The sequence below is a fragment of the Pseudomonas sp. B28(2017) genome (genome assembly GCF_002113025.1).
Taxonomy (GTDB): Bacteria; Pseudomonadota; Gammaproteobacteria; order Pseudomonadales; family Pseudomonadaceae; genus Aquipseudomonas.
Genome location: NZ_NEJH01000018.1, coordinates 30,297 through 45,352, shown reverse-complemented (window position 1 = coordinate 45,352; position 15,056 = coordinate 30,297). Strand labels below are relative to the sequence as shown.

14 protein-coding genes and 4 pseudogenes are annotated in these 15,056 nt (G+C 61.9%); 11 read left to right on the top strand and 7 right to left on the bottom strand.

Going from position 1 to position 15,056, the window contains the following annotated elements:
- Positions 1-123: 123 nt before the first annotated feature.
- Together queD and CAF65_RS26530 are read right to left on the bottom strand one after the other, a co-directional pair.
- Complete coding sequence (gene queD / locus CAF65_RS26535) at positions 124-480, bottom strand: 6-carboxytetrahydropterin synthase QueD (protein ID WP_008021670.1); 357 nt, start codon at positions 478-480, stop codon at positions 124-126.
- A gap of 75 nt (positions 481-555) precedes the next feature.
- The gene (locus CAF65_RS26530; RefSeq protein ID WP_085718949.1) at positions 556-1,635 is read right to left on the bottom strand and encodes a hypothetical protein; all 1,080 of its coding nucleotides are present in this window, start codon (positions 1,633-1,635) and stop codon (positions 556-558) included.
- Positions 1,636-1,832: 197 nt separating this feature from the next.
- Here CAF65_RS26530 and CAF65_RS28925 point away from each other — a divergent pair.
- The 4 genes and pseudogenes from CAF65_RS28925 to CAF65_RS26510 all read left to right on the top strand — a co-directional run.
- A pseudogene (locus CAF65_RS28925) lies at positions 1,833-2,024 on the top strand (peptidase); the annotation flags it as partial.
- Positions 2,024-2,344: a PepSY domain-containing protein gene (locus tag CAF65_RS26520; RefSeq protein WP_085718948.1), complete on the top strand. Its 321-nt coding sequence runs from the start codon at positions 2,024-2,026 to the stop codon at positions 2,342-2,344. The pseudogene CAF65_RS28925 and the gene CAF65_RS26520, both read left to right, overlap by 1 nt.
- Positions 2,345-2,347: 3 nt before the next feature.
- Positions 2,348-3,016: a response regulator transcription factor gene (locus tag CAF65_RS26515; RefSeq protein WP_085718947.1), complete on the top strand. Its 669-nt coding sequence runs from the start codon at positions 2,348-2,350 to the stop codon at positions 3,014-3,016.
- A complete protein-coding gene (locus CAF65_RS26510) occupies positions 3,013-4,329 on the top strand; it encodes a sensor histidine kinase (RefSeq protein ID WP_085718946.1) in 1,317 nt (438 codons plus the stop codon). The genes CAF65_RS26515 and CAF65_RS26510 overlap by 4 nt, the downstream gene beginning before the upstream one ends.
- Positions 4,330-4,434: 105 nt before the next feature.
- Here CAF65_RS26510 and CAF65_RS26505 read toward each other — a convergent pair whose 3' ends face one another.
- The 3 genes and pseudogenes from CAF65_RS26505 to CAF65_RS29170 form a co-directional block, all read right to left on the bottom strand.
- Complete coding sequence (locus CAF65_RS26505) at positions 4,435-6,111, bottom strand: MFS transporter (RefSeq protein ID WP_085718945.1); 1,677 nt, start codon at positions 6,109-6,111, stop codon at positions 4,435-4,437.
- A 248-nt stretch (positions 6,112-6,359) separates the two neighbouring features.
- A pseudogene (locus CAF65_RS29175) lies at positions 6,360-6,953 on the bottom strand (methyl-accepting chemotaxis protein); the annotation flags it as partial.
- Positions 6,954-7,217: 264 nt separating this feature from the next.
- Positions 7,218-8,288, bottom strand: a pseudogene (locus CAF65_RS29170) (HAMP domain-containing protein); the annotation flags it as partial.
- A 580-nt stretch (positions 8,289-8,868) separates the two neighbouring features.
- On the opposite strand from CAF65_RS29170, the gene CAF65_RS26490 reads away from it, so the two are divergent.
- From CAF65_RS26490 to CAF65_RS26480, 4 genes and pseudogenes are all read left to right on the top strand, one after another.
- The gene (locus CAF65_RS26490; RefSeq protein ID WP_085718942.1) at positions 8,869-10,185 is read left to right on the top strand and encodes a Na+/H+ antiporter family protein; all 1,317 of its coding nucleotides are present in this window, start codon (positions 8,869-8,871) and stop codon (positions 10,183-10,185) included.
- A gap of 109 nt (positions 10,186-10,294) precedes the next feature.
- Positions 10,295-11,119, top strand: a pseudogene (locus CAF65_RS29165) (cache domain-containing protein); the annotation flags it as partial.
- 36 nt (positions 11,120-11,155) lie between these two features.
- Positions 11,156-11,977, top strand: coding sequence for a methyl-accepting chemotaxis protein (locus tag CAF65_RS29160; RefSeq protein WP_371919030.1), 822 nt, complete (start codon positions 11,156-11,158; stop codon positions 11,975-11,977).
- 115 nt (positions 11,978-12,092) lie between these two features.
- The gene (locus CAF65_RS26480) at positions 12,093-12,254 is read left to right on the top strand and encodes a metallothionein (protein WP_085718940.1); all 162 of its coding nucleotides are present in this window, start codon (positions 12,093-12,095) and stop codon (positions 12,252-12,254) included.
- A 26-nt stretch (positions 12,255-12,280) separates the two neighbouring features.
- Here CAF65_RS26480 and CAF65_RS26475 read toward each other — a convergent pair whose 3' ends face one another.
- Together CAF65_RS26475 and CAF65_RS26470 are read right to left on the bottom strand one after the other, a co-directional pair.
- Complete coding sequence (locus CAF65_RS26475; RefSeq protein ID WP_085718939.1) at positions 12,281-12,559, bottom strand: hypothetical protein; 279 nt, start codon at positions 12,557-12,559, stop codon at positions 12,281-12,283.
- Positions 12,560-12,594: 35 nt separating this feature from the next.
- A complete protein-coding gene (locus CAF65_RS26470) occupies positions 12,595-12,822 on the bottom strand; it encodes a DUF6555 family protein (RefSeq protein WP_007982405.1) in 228 nt (75 codons plus the stop codon).
- A 145-nt stretch (positions 12,823-12,967) separates the two neighbouring features.
- Between CAF65_RS26470 and CAF65_RS26465 the strand changes: the two genes are divergently transcribed.
- The 3 genes from CAF65_RS26465 (at position 12,968) to CAF65_RS26455 (ending at position 15,010) form a co-directional block, all read left to right on the top strand.
- The gene (locus tag CAF65_RS26465; RefSeq protein WP_085718938.1) at positions 12,968-13,747 is read left to right on the top strand and encodes a helix-turn-helix domain-containing protein; all 780 of its coding nucleotides are present in this window, start codon (positions 12,968-12,970) and stop codon (positions 13,745-13,747) included.
- A gap of 105 nt (positions 13,748-13,852) precedes the next feature.
- Positions 13,853-14,026, top strand: a complete 174-nt coding sequence (locus CAF65_RS26460; RefSeq protein WP_007982408.1) for a DUF1427 family protein — start codon at positions 13,853-13,855, stop codon at positions 14,024-14,026.
- A 27-nt stretch (positions 14,027-14,053) separates the two neighbouring features.
- A complete protein-coding gene (locus CAF65_RS26455; RefSeq protein WP_085718937.1) occupies positions 14,054-15,010 on the top strand; it encodes a zinc-binding alcohol dehydrogenase family protein in 957 nt (318 codons plus the stop codon).
- Positions 15,011-15,056 lie beyond the last annotated feature (46 nt).

Here is a 15,056-nt window from a genome sequence, read left to right as displayed (position 1 = left end):
TCCTCTTGGCAGGGGGAGAGGCAAAGAGCATAGGCATAAAAAAACAGCCGATGAAGGCTGTTCTTTATTTCACTGACAAACTGTAGGAGCGAGCTGGCTCGCTCCTACAGGGGGGCTGTGTTTTTATTCACCGCGATAGATGCAACCGCTGGTGCAGGTCTCGTGGATGCGGATCGCACTGAGTTCCGGCAGCAGAGGCTTCAATTCCTGCCAGATAAACTTGGCCAACACTTCGCTGGTCGGGTTTTCCAGGCCAGGAATGTCGTTCAGGTAGTTGTGGTCCAGACGCTCGTACAGCGGCTTGAAGATCTCCTTGATCTCCGAGAAATCGCGAATCCAGCCAGTGTGCGGATCGAGGTCGCCGCTCAGGTGGATTGCCACTTTGAACGAGTGACCGTGCAGGCGCCCGCACTTGTGGCCGTCCGGTACGTGGGGCAGGCGGTGGGCGGATTCGAAGGTAAACTCTTTGAAAATTTCCACGGTATCTTCAGCTCTGTTCAGGTGGCGTTCGCCGCAGCGATTCGGGCAGGTGGCGAGTTTACCAGTTTGTCCTGACTAAAGGGTCAGCAAGCGCTCGCCCAGGCGACCGTTGGCGGCCAGTTCGAGGAATTCGTCGCCCATGCGGCGGCTTTCGTCCATGGTCGTGCGCCAGTATTTCTGCCGGCTCGGGGCGTCGCCCATGAAGCGCTTGAAGTCGTTACGGTCTGGCAGTTTGCCGTAGGGCAGGCGCGCCAGATACTCTTTCGACGGCGCCAGCAGCAACACGTTCTGCAAGCGCGCCGGGCAGGCGCGGCGCCACGGCAGGGTCTTGTCGAACCAGCCGGGAATCACCCGGTCGGTGAAATGCGGGTAGAGCACGATGTCGTTGCCGCTGTAAGGCAGGTCCAGGTGGTAGTCCAGCAAGCCGCCGTCGCGGAAGGTGCCGGCGCCAGCGCCCGGCAGGTCGCGCACACCCTCCATCACCATCGGGATCGAGCCCGAAGCCAGCAGGGCCTGACGCAGATTGCCGGCGTTGAGGGCGACGAAGCGCGACGGGAAGTCGTTCAAGGCATCGACCGGCGGCGCCAGGCGCGGGTCGTGGATGATCAGGCGTTCGAAGTGCCGGGCCAGCCGCGCCCGGCCGCGCAGGTTGTCGGCGATGACCGAGGACAGGCCCAGCCCGAGGCGGCCGCGATGATCGTCGGCGAGCAGGCCGTGGCTTTTGACCACCATGATGTTCAGGCGGTAATCGCTGTTGTCGAGGATCGCGGCATCGCGACCGTCGAGCAGGTCATCGAGCATGCGCCTGGAGCTCTGACTGATCTGGGCCATGGTCACACCCTTGGCGAAATTCTGCTCGGTGTACAGCTGCCCGAGACGCCGGATGCCTTCGGCGGCGTCCGGCAGACAGGCGCTGGCGAAGCGCCAGGAACCCACCGATGCACCGATCAGCGAGCGTTCCCGCGGTGCCGCCGGCAGCCACTGGCCGAACAGCGCCAGGTCCAGCCCTTGAATCCCCAGCGCCTTCGGACCGCCGGCCGCACCGGGCAAGGTGCCGACCTCGGCCGCATTCAGGCCGTTGGCGCGGATGCGTGCAAAGGCGCGCGGACCGGCCTTGAGGGTCAGGGAAGGGAACTTGATGTGGATGGCGGTCATTAAGGTCTCGATGTCGGGCCAGCAGAAATTATAAACATGAACAATGTGGGAGCGAGCCTGCTCGCGAAGGCGGTGGATCAGTCAGCATCGATGTCGACTGACATACCGCATTCGCGAGCAGGCTCGCTCCCACAGGATTTGAATTGCAGCATCCAATAGTGGCCATTCAGCTTCAATTAAGTTCATCCAGCTAAGGTGTCGCCCACGCCCGGGAACTTGGCCCGGATCAAGCGCTGAGATAGCGCGACGCTGATACCATTGTGGCTTTCGAGAAGCTCACACCACTCGCGTCGGCCAGGTATCCCGGTGATCGGCAGCTGGATATCGACCGGGATCTGGAATTAGACGCTGTCAGCGGGCAGGTTCTCAAGGATCATCAGGATTGGTAATGAAGGTGTTTCTACTCAATCGATGCACCGGCGGCCGGATGGCGCTGTTGCTTCTGGCATTTTGCTCGGCGGTGATGGCCCGCGACCTGGACCAGGATCAAGCCCTGCGCCTGCGTCAACAGGGCGTGATCCTGCCGCTGGAGCAACTGCTGCAGCAGGCAATGGATCGCTACCCCGGCTCAAAACTGCTGGAAGCCGAGCTCGAAGAAAAACACGATGTCTACATTTATGAAGTCGAGTTGCTGACCCCTGAAGGTGTGGTCCGCGAACTGGGCATCGATGCCACCACCGGCCGCTTATTGAAAGACAAGGAAGACTGATCCATGCGTTTGCTTCTGGTGGAAGACCATGTACCCCTGGCCGACGAACTGCTGGCTGGTCTCAACCGCCAGGGTTATGCGGTGGACTGGCTGGCCGATGGTCGCGACGCGGTGCATCAGGGCAGTACCGAACCTTACGACCTGATCATCCTCGACCTCGGTTTGCCGGGCTTGCCGGGGCTTGAGGTGCTGGCGCAATGGCGCACGACGGGGTTGGTCACGCCGGTGCTGATCCTGACGGCCCGTGATTCCTGGGCCGAGCGTATCGAAGGCCTCAAGGCTGGCGCCGACGATTACCTGACTAAACCCTTTCATCCCGAAGAGCTGTTCTTGCGCATCCAGGCGCTATTGCGCCGCTCCCATGGCCAGGTCAACCAGCCGACGCTCAAGGCCGCCGGGCTGCATCTGGACGAAAGTCGCCAGTGCGTTGTTCGCGACGGTGCGGACATTCAACTGACTGCCGCGGAGTTTCGCCTGTTGCGTTATTTCATGCTGCACCCCGAGCAGATCCTCTCCAAAAGCCACCTCGCCGAACACCTCTACGACGGTGAAACCGAGCGCGACTCCAATGTGCTGGAGGTCCACGTCAACCATTTGCGCCGCAAGCTCGGCAAAAGCGTGATTGAAACCCGTCGCGGCCAAGGGTATCTGCTCGGCGGGCAAGCCCGGTGAGATCGATCCAGCGCCGCTTGAGCCTGGGCCTGATCGGCGTGATGGTGGTCGTTGGCCTGGTGCTGGCGCAAACCAGTCTGTGGCTGTTCGAAATGGGTCTGCAGCGCTACCTCGAAGCCGGGTTGCGCAATGACAGCGAGAACCTGCTGGCGGCCCTCGTGCGCGGACCGCAAGGCTTGCAACTGGATGAACGACGTCTGTCGCCGGCCTATCAGCGGCCGTTTTCCGGGCATTATTTTCGCATCGATTTTGCCGACGGCCATTGGCGCTCCCGTTCTTTATGGGATCAGGAGCTGCCGGCACTCGAACAGCCCGGCCTGCACGACAACCTGCAACTGGGGCCGGAAGGGCAGCAGTTGCTGGTGCTGCGTACGGACTATCGACGTTCGGGGGTGCCGATCTCCATCAGCGTTGCCGAGGATTACACGCCAATACGCGAAAGCTTCCGGCGGATGCAACAGCTCGGGTTGGGCCTCGGTTTGACAGGGCTGCTGCTGATTCTGCTGCTGCAACGGATTACCGTGCGCCGGGCCTTGCGCCCGCTGGAACAGGCGCGCGAGCAGATCGCGCAGTTGCAGCGGGGCCAGCGCTCGCAACTCGATGATCAGGTGCCGGTGGAGCTGGAGCCACTGGTGGCGCAGATCAACCACTTGCTGGCTCACACCGAGGACAGCCTCAAGCGCTCACGAAATGCCCTGGGCAACCTCGGCCACGCGTTGAAAACGCCGCTGGCGGTGCTGTTGAGCCTGGCCTCAAGCGAACAGCTTGAGGCGCAGCCGCAACTGCGCAAGACCCTCAGGGAACAACTGCAGCAGGTCGAACAACGGCTCAATCGGGAACTCAATCGTGCGCGGTTGTCCGGCGATGCGTTGCCGGGCGCACTGTTCGATTGCGATGCCGAGCTCCCCGGATTACTGGCAACCCTGAACATGATCCATGGCGAACACCTGGCGCTGAGCTACCGCGCACCGCCCGGCCTGCAATTGCCATGGGATCGTGAGGACCTGCTGGAACTGTTGGGCAACCTGCTGGATAACGCCTGTAAATGGGCGGATGCCGAGGTTCGTGTGAGTGTGATCGAGACCGCCGACGGGTTTGAACTGAGTGTCGAAGATGACGGCCCGGGCATTCCCGAAGAGCGTCGCGATCAGGTGTTCAGCCGAGGTACGCGGCTGGATGAACAAACCCATGGGCATGGTCTGGGGCTGGGCATCGTGCGCGACATCGTCGATAGCTGGGGAGGGGAGCTGTCGTTGCTGGAAAGCGAATGGGGCGGGTTGAAGGTCGTCATCCAGTTGCCCAAACACACGTGATGTCACACCAGGAATCCTGTGGGAGCGAGCAAGCTCGCTCCCACAGTGGTTTTTCATGGCTGCCGATTATGAGCACACCGGGTTCCACAGGGTGAGGTGTCAGGTTTATGTGTGACGAATCTCCCGATCCTTGGTTTCCGGCATGAAGAAAATGCCCAGCACAGCCGTCATCACCGCGATGACGATCGGATACCACAGTCCGTAGTAGATATCCCCGGTGGCCGCCACCATGGCGAACGCCACCGTCGGCAGGAAGCCACCGAACCAGCCGTTGCCGATGTGATAGGGCAGCGACATCGAGGTGTAGCGGATGCGCGCCGGGAACAGTTCCACCAGCCAGGCGGCAATCGGCCCGTAGACCATGGTCACGTAGATTACCAGGATCGTCAGGAGCAACAGCACCATCGGGTAGTTGGTCTTGGCCGGGTCGGCCTTCTCGGGGTAGCCGGCGTCCTTGAGGGCGGTGGCCAGGGTGGCGGTAAAGGCGTCGTTTCTGGCCTTGAAGTCGGCACCCGGCATGCCGGTGCCTTCGAAGCTCTCGATTATTTTCTCGCCAATGCGCACCTGCGCAACAGCGCCTGGCTCGGCGTTCACGTTCTTATAGGGGATCGCCCGTTTTGCCAACACGGTCTTGGCCAGGTCGCAGGAACTGGTGAATTTGGCCTTGCCCACCGGGTCGAACTGGAACGAACACTGGGCGGGATTGGCGATGACGGTGACCGGATTCTTCTCCTGGGCAACGAACACGTCGGGGTTACCGTATTGGGTCAACGCATGGAAGATCGGGAAGTAAGTCAGTGCCGCGATAATGCAGCCAGCCATGATGATGCCCTTGCGACCGATGCGGTCGGACAGGCTGCCGAACAGGACGAAGAACGGTGTGCCGATCAGCAGCGAGCCGGCAATCAGCAGGTTGGCGGTCTGCGGTTCGATCTTCAGCGTCTGCAGCAGGAAGAACAGCGCATAGAACTGCCCGGTGTACCAGACCACGGCCTGGCCGGCGGTGCCGCCGAGCAGGGCCATGATCACGATCTTGAGGTTGTCCCAACGGGCAAAGGATTCGGTCAATGGTGCCTTGGAGGACTTGCCTTCGGCTTTCATTTTCTGGAACACCGGCGACTCGCTGAGCTGCAGGCGGATGTACACCGAGACAATCAGCAACAGGATCGACAGCAGGAACGGAATCCGCCAGCCCCAGGCTTCGAAGGCTTCTGTGCCCAGGACGGTGCGGCAGGCGAGGATCACCAGCAGCGAAAGAAACAGGCCGAGGGTTGCGGTCGTCTGAATCCATGAGGTGAAGTAGCCGCGTTTGCCCTTGGGTGCATGTTCGGCCACATAGGTGGCTGCGCCGCCGTACTCACCACCCAGCGCCAGGCCTTGCAGCAGGCGCAGGCTGATCAGAATGATCGGCGCGGCAACGCCGATGGTTGCGTAGCCCGGCAGTAGACCCACTACGGCCGTGGAGACGCCCATGATCACGATGGTGATGAGAAATGTGTGTTTGCGTCCGATCATGTCGCCCAGCCGGCCGAACACGATGGCGCCGAAAGGCCGAACGGCGAAGCCTGCGGCGAAGGCGAGCAGGGCGAAGATGAAGGAAGTCGTTTCGTTGACACCGGCAAAGAAGTGCTTGGCGATGATCGCCGCGAGGGAGCCGTACAGGTAGAAGTCATACCATTCGAATACGGTGCCCAGGGACGACGCGAAAATGACCTTGCGCTCCTCCCGGGTGATTCCGCGGTTGGGCGTGCTGCCTGTGGTTGCATTGTCGATTGCTGCCATGAGTATTCTCCGTCTTGCTCTTGTCGTAGGCCGGAGTTCCCACTAACACTTACCCTACCCAGGCCCTGGGGCTGATGTCATCGAATTACGGGTCTTGCATACAGGTTGACGCCTTGAAACGCTGCAAGGTTCCTAGAAGCATAATCACCTTGTGGCAGATATCCACTCGCCATCACGGCTGAAGTCGGAAAGAGGGGAAAACATGTAGGAGCGAGCAGGCTCGCTCCTACAGGGGGATGTTGCCGGGTTTAAACGCGGAACTGATCCATCAGGCTCTGCTGCTGGTTCGCCAGGCTGTTGAGCGACTGGCTGACCCGTGCCGATTCATTGGCCTGGCCCGACAGCGATTCGGTCACGTCGCGAATGGTCGCCACGTTGTTGTTGATCTCCTCGGCCACCACGCTTTGCTCTTCGGCGGCGCTGGCGATCTGCATGTTCATGTCGTTGATCACGGTCACCGCATCGCCGATCTGGCGCAGCGCCGTCACGGCCTGGCCAACCTGCTCGACGCTACCCTGGGCCTGACGATGGCTGTTGTTCATCGAACCCACCACATCCTGGGTGCCGCTTTGCAGTTGTTCGATCACCAGGCGGGTTTCTTCCACAGACTCCTGGGTGCGCCGCGCCAGGTTGCGCACCTCGTCGGCGACCACGGCAAAGCCGCGTCCGGCCTCACCGGCACGGGCCGCTTCGATCGCGGCGTTGAGGGCCAGCAGGTTGGTCTGCTCGGCGATCGCACGGATCACTTCCAGTACCGTACCGATCTTCTCGCTGTTGGCTGCCAGGCCTTCGACCTGAACCATCGCCGCGCTCATGTCGGCGGCGAGGTTATCAATGCTGGCGGTGGTGCGGTCGATCACGGTCAAGCCCTGACGGGTCGCTTGATCGGCATCGCGGGCGGCGTGTGCCGCTTGCGCGGCGCTGCGGGCGACATCCTGGGCGGTGGCGCTCATTTCATGGGACGCCGTCGCGACCTGATCCACCTGACGGTATTGCTGTTCCATGCCGGCGCTGGTCTGGGTGGCGATGGCGGACGATTGGTCCGCGGTGCTGCGGGCGTCCTGCACCGAGCGTTTCACTTCGGCGATGATCGGTTGCAGCTTGTCGAGGAAACGGTTGAACCAGCCAGCCAGTTGGCCCAGCTCATCCTGCTTGTCGTAAGCCAGTCGACGGGTCAGGTCACCTTCGCCGCTGGCGATGTCTTCGAGCATGTGCGCCACGCCGAGGATCGGTTTGGTGACGCTGCGGGCCATCAGCCACACCAGCACCAGGCCCAGCAGCGCGGCGAGTACCCCCAGGCCGAGCTCGACCAGCGTACCGGCGGTGTTGCTGTCGTCCAGTTGCTTTTTCAGGGCTTCGGCGGGACCGACCAGGACTTTCTCCGGCACGTCGAGCAGCACGCCCCAGGATTTACCGTCGGGAATCGGCTGGAAGGGTGCCAGCACTTTCAGTTGCTGATTGTTGTGCAGGCTGCCGGTTTTGCTGCTGGCGGCAAGCATGCGCAGCAGTTCGGCGCCACTGGCCTTGTCCACGGCCTCCAGGCGCTGGCTGAGTTTGCTGGCGTCCGGGCTGTAGCCGGCGAGCAGGCCGGCCGGGCTGATGATGCTGACACTGGTCTGGCCGTCGTAGAGTTTCTTGCTGGCACCCAGGCTGACCGCTTGCAGGCTGTTGAGGTTGATGTCCACCGACAGCGAGGCGATGACCTTGCCGTTGACCATCAGCGGGAAAACGATGCTGGTCATCAGCACGTTCTGGCCGTCGATTTCATAGAAGTAGGGTTCGATCACGCACGGCTTGAGCGTGGTACGCGGGCAGGTGAACCAGGCGTTGGCCGCTTCGCCGCTGGGGCCGGTGCTGGTGTCGGCCATGTCCTTTTCCGGCAAGGCCATGGACGTCACTTTGCCCGGCGTCGGCTGCGACCAGTAGAGGGCGAAACGGCCCTTGTCGTTGCTACCCAGTTCTGCTTGGCCGGTGAACAGGTCGTCCTTGCCATCCAGCCCGTTGGGTTCGAACACCAGGGACAGGCCGAGCAGGTCCGGGTTGGCCTGCAGGGCCGATTTGACCTGGCGCGTCAGGTCTTCGCGCAGGTCGAAGGCATCGAGAAAGCGCTTCTCGGCCTGCTCACGCAGGAACAGCACCTGCCGGGAGAAGCCGTGGCCGTACTGGTAGGCGTCCATGAACTGCTGGCGAATCCCCAGCGCCTGGTTTTCGCCCTGGGACTCGATCCGGGCCTGGGCCGCTTCGGTCAGCATCTCCATGCTCGAGGCTTTCACCATCCCGGAGCTGTGTTCCATGCGGTACAGGGAAAGACCCACCAGCAGGGTCACGATGCCCGCCAGGCACAGCCCGGCCAGCAGGGTGATTTTCCATTGAATGGAAAGTTGTCTGAGCGACATGGAGACGTCCTTATTCGATAAATATCTGAGACTTTGCACTGTAACGGCCGGGATTTTGGTTTCTTTATTCCGTTTATCGGCTATCAAACACTTCCCCCTTGTAGGAGCGAGCATGCTCGCGATGGTCGTCAACGATGACGATGGAAACCTGATACCCCCCGGTGCTCTCAGGTGCATCGCGAGCTAGCTCACTCCTACAGGTCATCACATGCCGTTACATATCGACAGCGCCGGGGTGCTTTGACAAGGAGGTGATGCTGCGGCACAGTGCGCGCCCTCTAATAAAACCCATTCCTTAATCCGCTGGCGGCTCTTCGCAGACTGCCGGACGGAGTCTTTTCGTTTGTATCGAGGTAAAGAAATGAATGCAGTCATTGCCGCGGTCGGCATCATGCTGGTACTCAGCCTGTCCCGCGTGCATGTGGTGATTGCCCTGATCGTCGGTGCGCTGGTCGGTGGCCTGACCGGTGGCCTGGGGATCGAGGCGACACTCAAGGCTTTCAACAGTGGCCTCGGTGGTGGGGCGACGGTGGCGTTGTCCTACGCCTTGCTGGGCGCTTTCGCCGTGGCCATTGCCAAGTCCGGCATGGCCCATGCGCTGGCCGACAAGGCGCTGGCGATGGTCGATCGCCAGCATGCCAGCGGCGGTGGACAGGTCAAATGGCTGCTGATTGGCCTGCTCTGGGTCGTGGCCATTGCCTCGCAGAACATCCTGCCGATCCATATCGCGTTCATTCCATTGCTGGTGCCGCCGCTTCTGTATGTGCTGACCAGGCTGCAACTGGACCGTCGACTGATCGCCTGTGTCATGACCTTCGGTTTGATCACGCCCTACATGTTCCTGCCGGTGGGCTTCGGCAACATCTTCCTCAATGAGATCCTGCTGGCCAACGTCGCCCGCAGCGGCGTGGACATCAGCGGCATCAATGTGACCCACGTCATGGGCATTCCGGCCCTGGGTATGGTGGCGGGCCTGTTGATCGCGTTTGTCAGCTACCGCAAGAAGCGTGTCTATGACCTGGCAAGGATCGAACAGGTCGAGCAAGTGGCGGTGCAATACAACCCGCTGAGCCTGATGGTGGCCGGCGTGGCCGTCGCGGCGGCGTTCATCATTCAGTTGTTGCTCGATTCGATGATTATCGGTGCTCTGGTCGGCTTCCTGATTTTCTCGGTGTCGGGCATCGTCAAATGGCGCGACACCGATGACCTGTTCACCGAAGGCATGAAAATGATGGCGATGATCGGTTTCATCATGATCGCCGCCTCGGGGTTTGCCGAAGTGATGAAGGCCACCGGTGAGGTGCAGACGCTGGTCGAGTCGTCGGCGTCGTACATCGATCACAGCAAAGGCATCGGCGCCTTGTTGATGCTGCTGGTGGGGCTGCTGGTGACCATGGGCATCGGCTCGTCGTTCTCCACCGTGCCGATTCTGGCGGCGATCTTCGTGCCGCTGTGCGTGCAACTGGGCTTCAGCCCGTTGGCGATCGTGTGCATCGTCGGTACCGCCGGCGCCCTGGGCGATGCCGGTTCGCCGGCTTCGGACTCGACCCTCGGCCCGACCTCCGGCCTGAACATCGACGGCCAGCACCATCACATCTGGGACACCGTGGTCCCGACCTTCCTGCACTACAACCTGCCGCTGCTGGCGTTCGGCTGGGTGGCGGCGATGGTCCTTTAAACACCTGAAACCCTGTGGGAGCGCTAGTCCATTTCATGACGTTCAACTTTTGATCCGGCCTGCCGTTAAAGGTTTTAACCACGCCAACAAAATCAAAAGAGTGAGCGTCATGCGCATGAGCCTCAAGGCTAAAGTCCTGTCCCTTGCCGTCCTCCCGGTGTTGCTGTTTGCGCTGGTCATCAGCCTGACCACGCTGTTCATTCTTCAGGATCAGGCTCGCAAGGAAGTCGAGCAGACTCGCGAACGCCTGCTCAGCGATGCCAAGGCGACCTTGCAAAGTTACGTGGCCGTGGCCATGACCACGATCAAACCGCTTTACGACGCGGCCGCCCCCGGCGATCAGGCGGCGCGGGCCCAGGTGATCAAGCTGCTGTCGAGCATCACCTATGGCAAGGACGGCTACTTCTTCGGCTACGACTCCAACACCGTGCGCCTGTTCAAGGCCAGCAGCCCCGAAGGCGTGGGCCAAAGCTTCAAGGACAACCGCGATCCGAACGGTGTTTACGTCAACCGCGACCTGGTGAAAGTCGCCAAGGACGGTACGCACTACCTGCAATACAGCTCGCCGTTACCCGGCAACACCCAGGTGCTGGTGCCCAAGCTCGGCTACACCGAATACCTGTCGAAGTGGGACATGGCGGTCGGTACCTCGGTCAACCTCGACGGCATTGAAGCGCAAGTGGCGGTGGTCGAAGCCAAGGTCCAGGAGCGCATGCAAGGCATGGTGCTGAGCATCGTCGGCGTGGCGGTCGTGGTGCTGCTGGTGATTGCCGCTGCCGGGATGTTGCTGGCCAACACCATTCTGCGCCCGCTGCATCTGATGAAAACCAACCTCGACGACATCGCGGCAGGCGAGGGCGATCTGACCCGTCGCCTGACGCTCACCAGCCAGGATGAGCTCGGCGAACTGGCTGGCTCGTTCAACCGTTTCGTCGACAAGATTCACGGGCTGGTGCGCCAGATCACCGAAATGACCTCGCAACTGACCGGGCTGGTGAGTCAGGTGTCCGACCAGGCCCATCGCTCGGACCAGGCCATGGAGCGTCAGCGCCATGAGACCGATCAGGTGGCCACGGCTATCAATGAAATGTCGGCGGCGGCCCAGGAAGTGGCCAAGAGCGCGCAGAACGCCGCGGTGGCAGCCCGGCAGACCGACGAAGAAGGGCAGGCGGCCAAGCGTGTGGTGGCCGGCAGCATCGAGAAGATCCATGCGCTGGTGGACGACATCCGCAGCAGCGGCGTGTCCCTCGACAGCCTGCAAAAAGACGTGTCATCGATTGTCAGCGTGCTTGGGGTGATCCGCTCGATTGCCGAGCAGACCAACCTGCTGGCGCTCAACGCCGCAATCGAAGCCGCCCGCGCCGGCGAGGCCGGGCGCGGTTTTGCAGTGGTGGCCGATGAAGTGCGGGCGCTGGCCAGCCGCACGCAAATCAGCACCCAGGAAATCCAGGGCATGATCGACCGCTTGCAGGCCGGCACCCGGTCGGCGGTGGAGGCGATGCGTCGCTCCAGCGAGGCGGGCGACGGCACCTCGGCCCAGGCCAACGAGGCGGGGGCTTCGCTGGACACCATGGCCCAGCTGATCGCGACCATCAACTCGATGAACGCGCAGATCGCCAGTGCCGCCGAAGAACAGACCGCCGTGGCCGAAGAGATCAATCGCAGCGTGCACCAGATTGCCGTGGCGGTGGATAACGTCGCCGACGAAACCCAACTTGGCGCGCAAACTTCCCGTAGCCTGGCCGACCTCGGTCAGCGCCTGGGCAGTCTGGTCGGACAGTTCCGTATCTGATTGAAGCTTTTGTGGCGAGCAAGCTCCCTCGCCACAAAAGATCACAGCCTGCGGCAGCTCCTACACTTACGGTGTGCATCTGAGCACTGACGACCACACAAAAGGAGTCAGCCCCATGATTGACCGTGAAAGTATCTGCGATTGTCCGAAATGTACCTGCAAACTCGGTGAACATCCGATTGCCCGTCACGGCAAGCATTACTGCTGTGAAGCCTGTGCCAAACACCATGAGCACGGCGAGGAGTGCGCTCATAAAGACTGCAAGTGCGCCCACTGAAACCACGGTACACGCAAAAGTGGAGCCTAGTCCGGCTCCACTTCCAGCCTGAGGCTGTCATCTTCCAGGCGTTCGCTGTGGCGGACACTGCCCTGCAGGCGCCGCCCTTCGACCCGCAGCACGAGGGTCCTGGCATGCTCCAGATCTTCCGGCAGTGGCGGCGGGATGCGTATGGCGAAGCAAAAGGCGTCATTTTCGACCTGCTCCAGTCCGATCCGGCACTCGGCGCTTTTGGTGGTGCGGCCGAACGATGTGTCCAGAACGTAGTCCAGTTGCGCAGGGCTGCTGATGGGTGTTGCGCTCATGTCTCTTCCCCCTCGAACCTGATGATTGCCGGAGATCAGTTCGCCGGCCGCCACTTGACGTTTTCCACGCCGAATTTTTCAGCCATCGGCTTGCTGGTCTTTTGCACCTTCTCGCGTCCAAACCGGGGGATTCGCCCCACCCCCGCGTCACAGCTCGCCCAATGCCAGGCTTCTGCATTATCCATTTTGTCCAGTCGGATAATGAATGATTTGGGAGCGCCATGGAGGGTGTACTCGATGACGAATAACTTTGCACTGTTCATAAACCGCCGGTTCCTCCCTGTTGTACATAGAAGGATCGCGTGCCACCGGGAAAATTCATTCGGATTGTCGGACTCCGGCGGTTGCTGGCGACAAAATCGACGCCCCGTTACCATGCAATCTTCCCGCTCCCAATGAACATAGACCATGGCCCTCGCCGCACCGCCTGACCTGAGTGACACCGATGTGCCCGTGCAGCCGCTGGCTCGCACCTATCCGCGCGGGCTGTACATCGAGCCCCATGAGCACGTCTGGGGTCAGTTGCTGTATGCGATGAGCGGGGTGATGTGGGTCGAGACGCCGCACGAGGCGCTGGTAGTGCCGCCGCAGCGGGCGGTGTGGTTGCCGCCCGGCGTGCCCCACGGGATTCGCGTGGTGTCCGACCTGCAAATGCGTAATATCTACTTGCGCCCGTCCCTGGCTGCGACCCTGGATGACAGCGTGCAAGTCATCGAGGTCGGCGGCTTGCTGCGCGAGCTGATCGTCGGGCTGGTGGAGCAGGGCAACGACGGGCCGCCCGAGTATTACGACGCGCTGGTGGGCCTGGCGTTGCTGGAGCTCAGGCGCGCCAGGCGTTCGCTGCTGAAAATCCCGCTGCCGGATGATTCCGATCGACGGCTGATGAACCTGTGTCAGGCGGTCATGTCTGCGCCTTCTCTGGATATTCCGTTCGAACAGCACGCAGAAACCGCCGGTGCCAGCGTGCGGACCCTGGCGCGGCTGTTCAAGGACGGTTTGGGCATGGGCTTCGCCGAGTGGCGGCGTCAGGTGCAACTGGCGACGGCGGTGGCCGAGTTGATCCAGGGCGTACCGGTCAGCGCGATTGCCCGGGAGCTGGGCTATTCGCCGAGCAGCTTCAGTGACATGTTTCGTCGTGAGCTGGGTGTCGCCCCTTCACAGTTTCCGGCGACGCAACGCCAAGGCTGAATTCGCCGGGCCATGCTTTGGCCGAAATTCAGAAGCACTTGGCCGATGCTCTCCAGCATCGCCCTCTAGACTCAACGCATACCTCAATTGCCCCCGGAGTCTGCCGTGAACTACCTCATGTCACTGGCCATCGGTCTGGGCGTCGGTCTGCTCTACGGCGCCCTGGACTTTCGTTCCCCCGCACCCCCGGCCATCGCGTTGGTTGGTCTGCTCGGCATGCTCGCCGGTGAAAAGCTCTGGCCAATGGGGCGGGAGCTGGTGGCTGGCTGGATTTCCTGAACCCTCTTTGACTCGATGGATACGCCCATGAAAGCTCTGCAATTCGATAAAACCGGTGATCTCTCGGCCCTGCGCTACGTCGAGGTGCCGACTCCTGTTCCCGGCGCCGATGAAGTGCTGGTCGAGATCAAGGCCGCGGGTCTGAACCCAAGCGATGTGAAGAACGTGCTTGGGCGTTTTCCCTACACCACCCTGCCGCGGATTCCCGGTCGTGATTTTGCCGGTGTGGTCGTGGCCGGCCCGCAGGCGCTGATCGGTCAGGAAGTCTGGGGCACGGGCCGGGAACTGGGTTTTTTCGCCGACGGTTCCCACGCGCAGTTCGTCAAGCTGCCGGCCAATGGCGTAGCGCTCAAACCCACGCACCTGAGCTTCGCCCAGGCCGCCAGCCTCGGCGTGCCGTACACCACGGCGTGGGATGCGCTGGAACGCAGCCTGGTGACCGCCGAAACCCGATTGCTGGTCATCGGTGGCGGGGCGGTCGGCAGTGCCGCGCTGGCCTTGGCCAAGGTGCGCGGTGCCCGGGTGCTGGCAGCTGCGCGGCGTCCCGAGCAGGTCAAGGACTTGCAGGAGCAGGGCTACCAGGCCCTGCAACTGGATAAACCCGAAGACCTCGGGGCCCAGGTCAACGCGGTCTATGCCGGCGGCGCCGACGTGATTTTCGACACCACCGGATTCTGGCTGCCGGCCTCGGTGCCAGCCCTGGCCGCGTTCGGCCGCATCGCGATCATCGCCGCACCCGTGGACGGTCATGTGCAGTTGCCGGCCCTGGCGTTGTATCGCAAGGGCGGCTCAGTGGTGGGGATCAACTCGTTGCTGTACGGGGTACAGGCGTGTGCGGCGATGCTCGAGCACTTTGGCCGGTTCTTCGATCAGGACCTGTTGCCGTTGCCGCAGGGCTTGTGCGAGTCGCCATTGGCCGAAGGCCTGGAGCGTTATGCCGACGTGAATCAGGGCAGCGGTGACAAGGTGATTTTGCTGCCATAACCGCTCCCACAGGGGCCGCACAACGACTTGCGCATGCCCCGCTCTG

What these genes read in the sequence shown, in the direction of transcription:
- CAF65_RS26505 (WP_085718945.1), bottom strand. Translation starts at nt 6,111, where the DNA reads ATGGCAGCAATCGACAATGCAACCACAGGCAGCACGCCCAACCGCGGA.
- CAF65_RS26520 (WP_085718948.1), top strand. Translation starts at nt 2,024, where the DNA reads ATGAAGGTGTTTCTACTCAATCGATGCACCGGCGGCCGGATGGCGCTG.
- CAF65_RS26530 (WP_085718949.1), bottom strand. Translation starts at nt 1,635, where the DNA reads ATGACCGCCATCCACATCAAGTTCCCTTCCCTGACCCTCAAGGCCGGT.
- CAF65_RS26515 (WP_085718947.1), top strand. Translation starts at nt 2,348, where the DNA reads ATGCGTTTGCTTCTGGTGGAAGACCATGTACCCCTGGCCGACGAACTG.
- CAF65_RS26465 (WP_085718938.1), top strand. Translation starts at nt 12,968, where the DNA reads ATGGCCCTCGCCGCACCGCCTGACCTGAGTGACACCGATGTGCCCGTG.
- CAF65_RS26470 (WP_007982405.1), bottom strand. Translation starts at nt 12,822, where the DNA reads ATGAACAGTGCAAAGTTATTCGTCATCGAGTACACCCTCCATGGCGCT.
- CAF65_RS26490 (WP_085718942.1), top strand. Translation starts at nt 8,869, where the DNA reads ATGAATGCAGTCATTGCCGCGGTCGGCATCATGCTGGTACTCAGCCTG.
- CAF65_RS26475 (WP_085718939.1), bottom strand. Translation starts at nt 12,559, where the DNA reads ATGAGCGCAACACCCATCAGCAGCCCTGCGCAACTGGACTACGTTCTG.
- CAF65_RS29160 (WP_371919030.1), top strand. Translation starts at nt 11,156, where the DNA reads ATGACCTCGCAACTGACCGGGCTGGTGAGTCAGGTGTCCGACCAGGCC.
- CAF65_RS26455 (WP_085718937.1), top strand. Translation starts at nt 14,054, where the DNA reads ATGAAAGCTCTGCAATTCGATAAAACCGGTGATCTCTCGGCCCTGCGC.
- CAF65_RS26480 (WP_085718940.1), top strand. Translation starts at nt 12,093, where the DNA reads ATGATTGACCGTGAAAGTATCTGCGATTGTCCGAAATGTACCTGCAAA.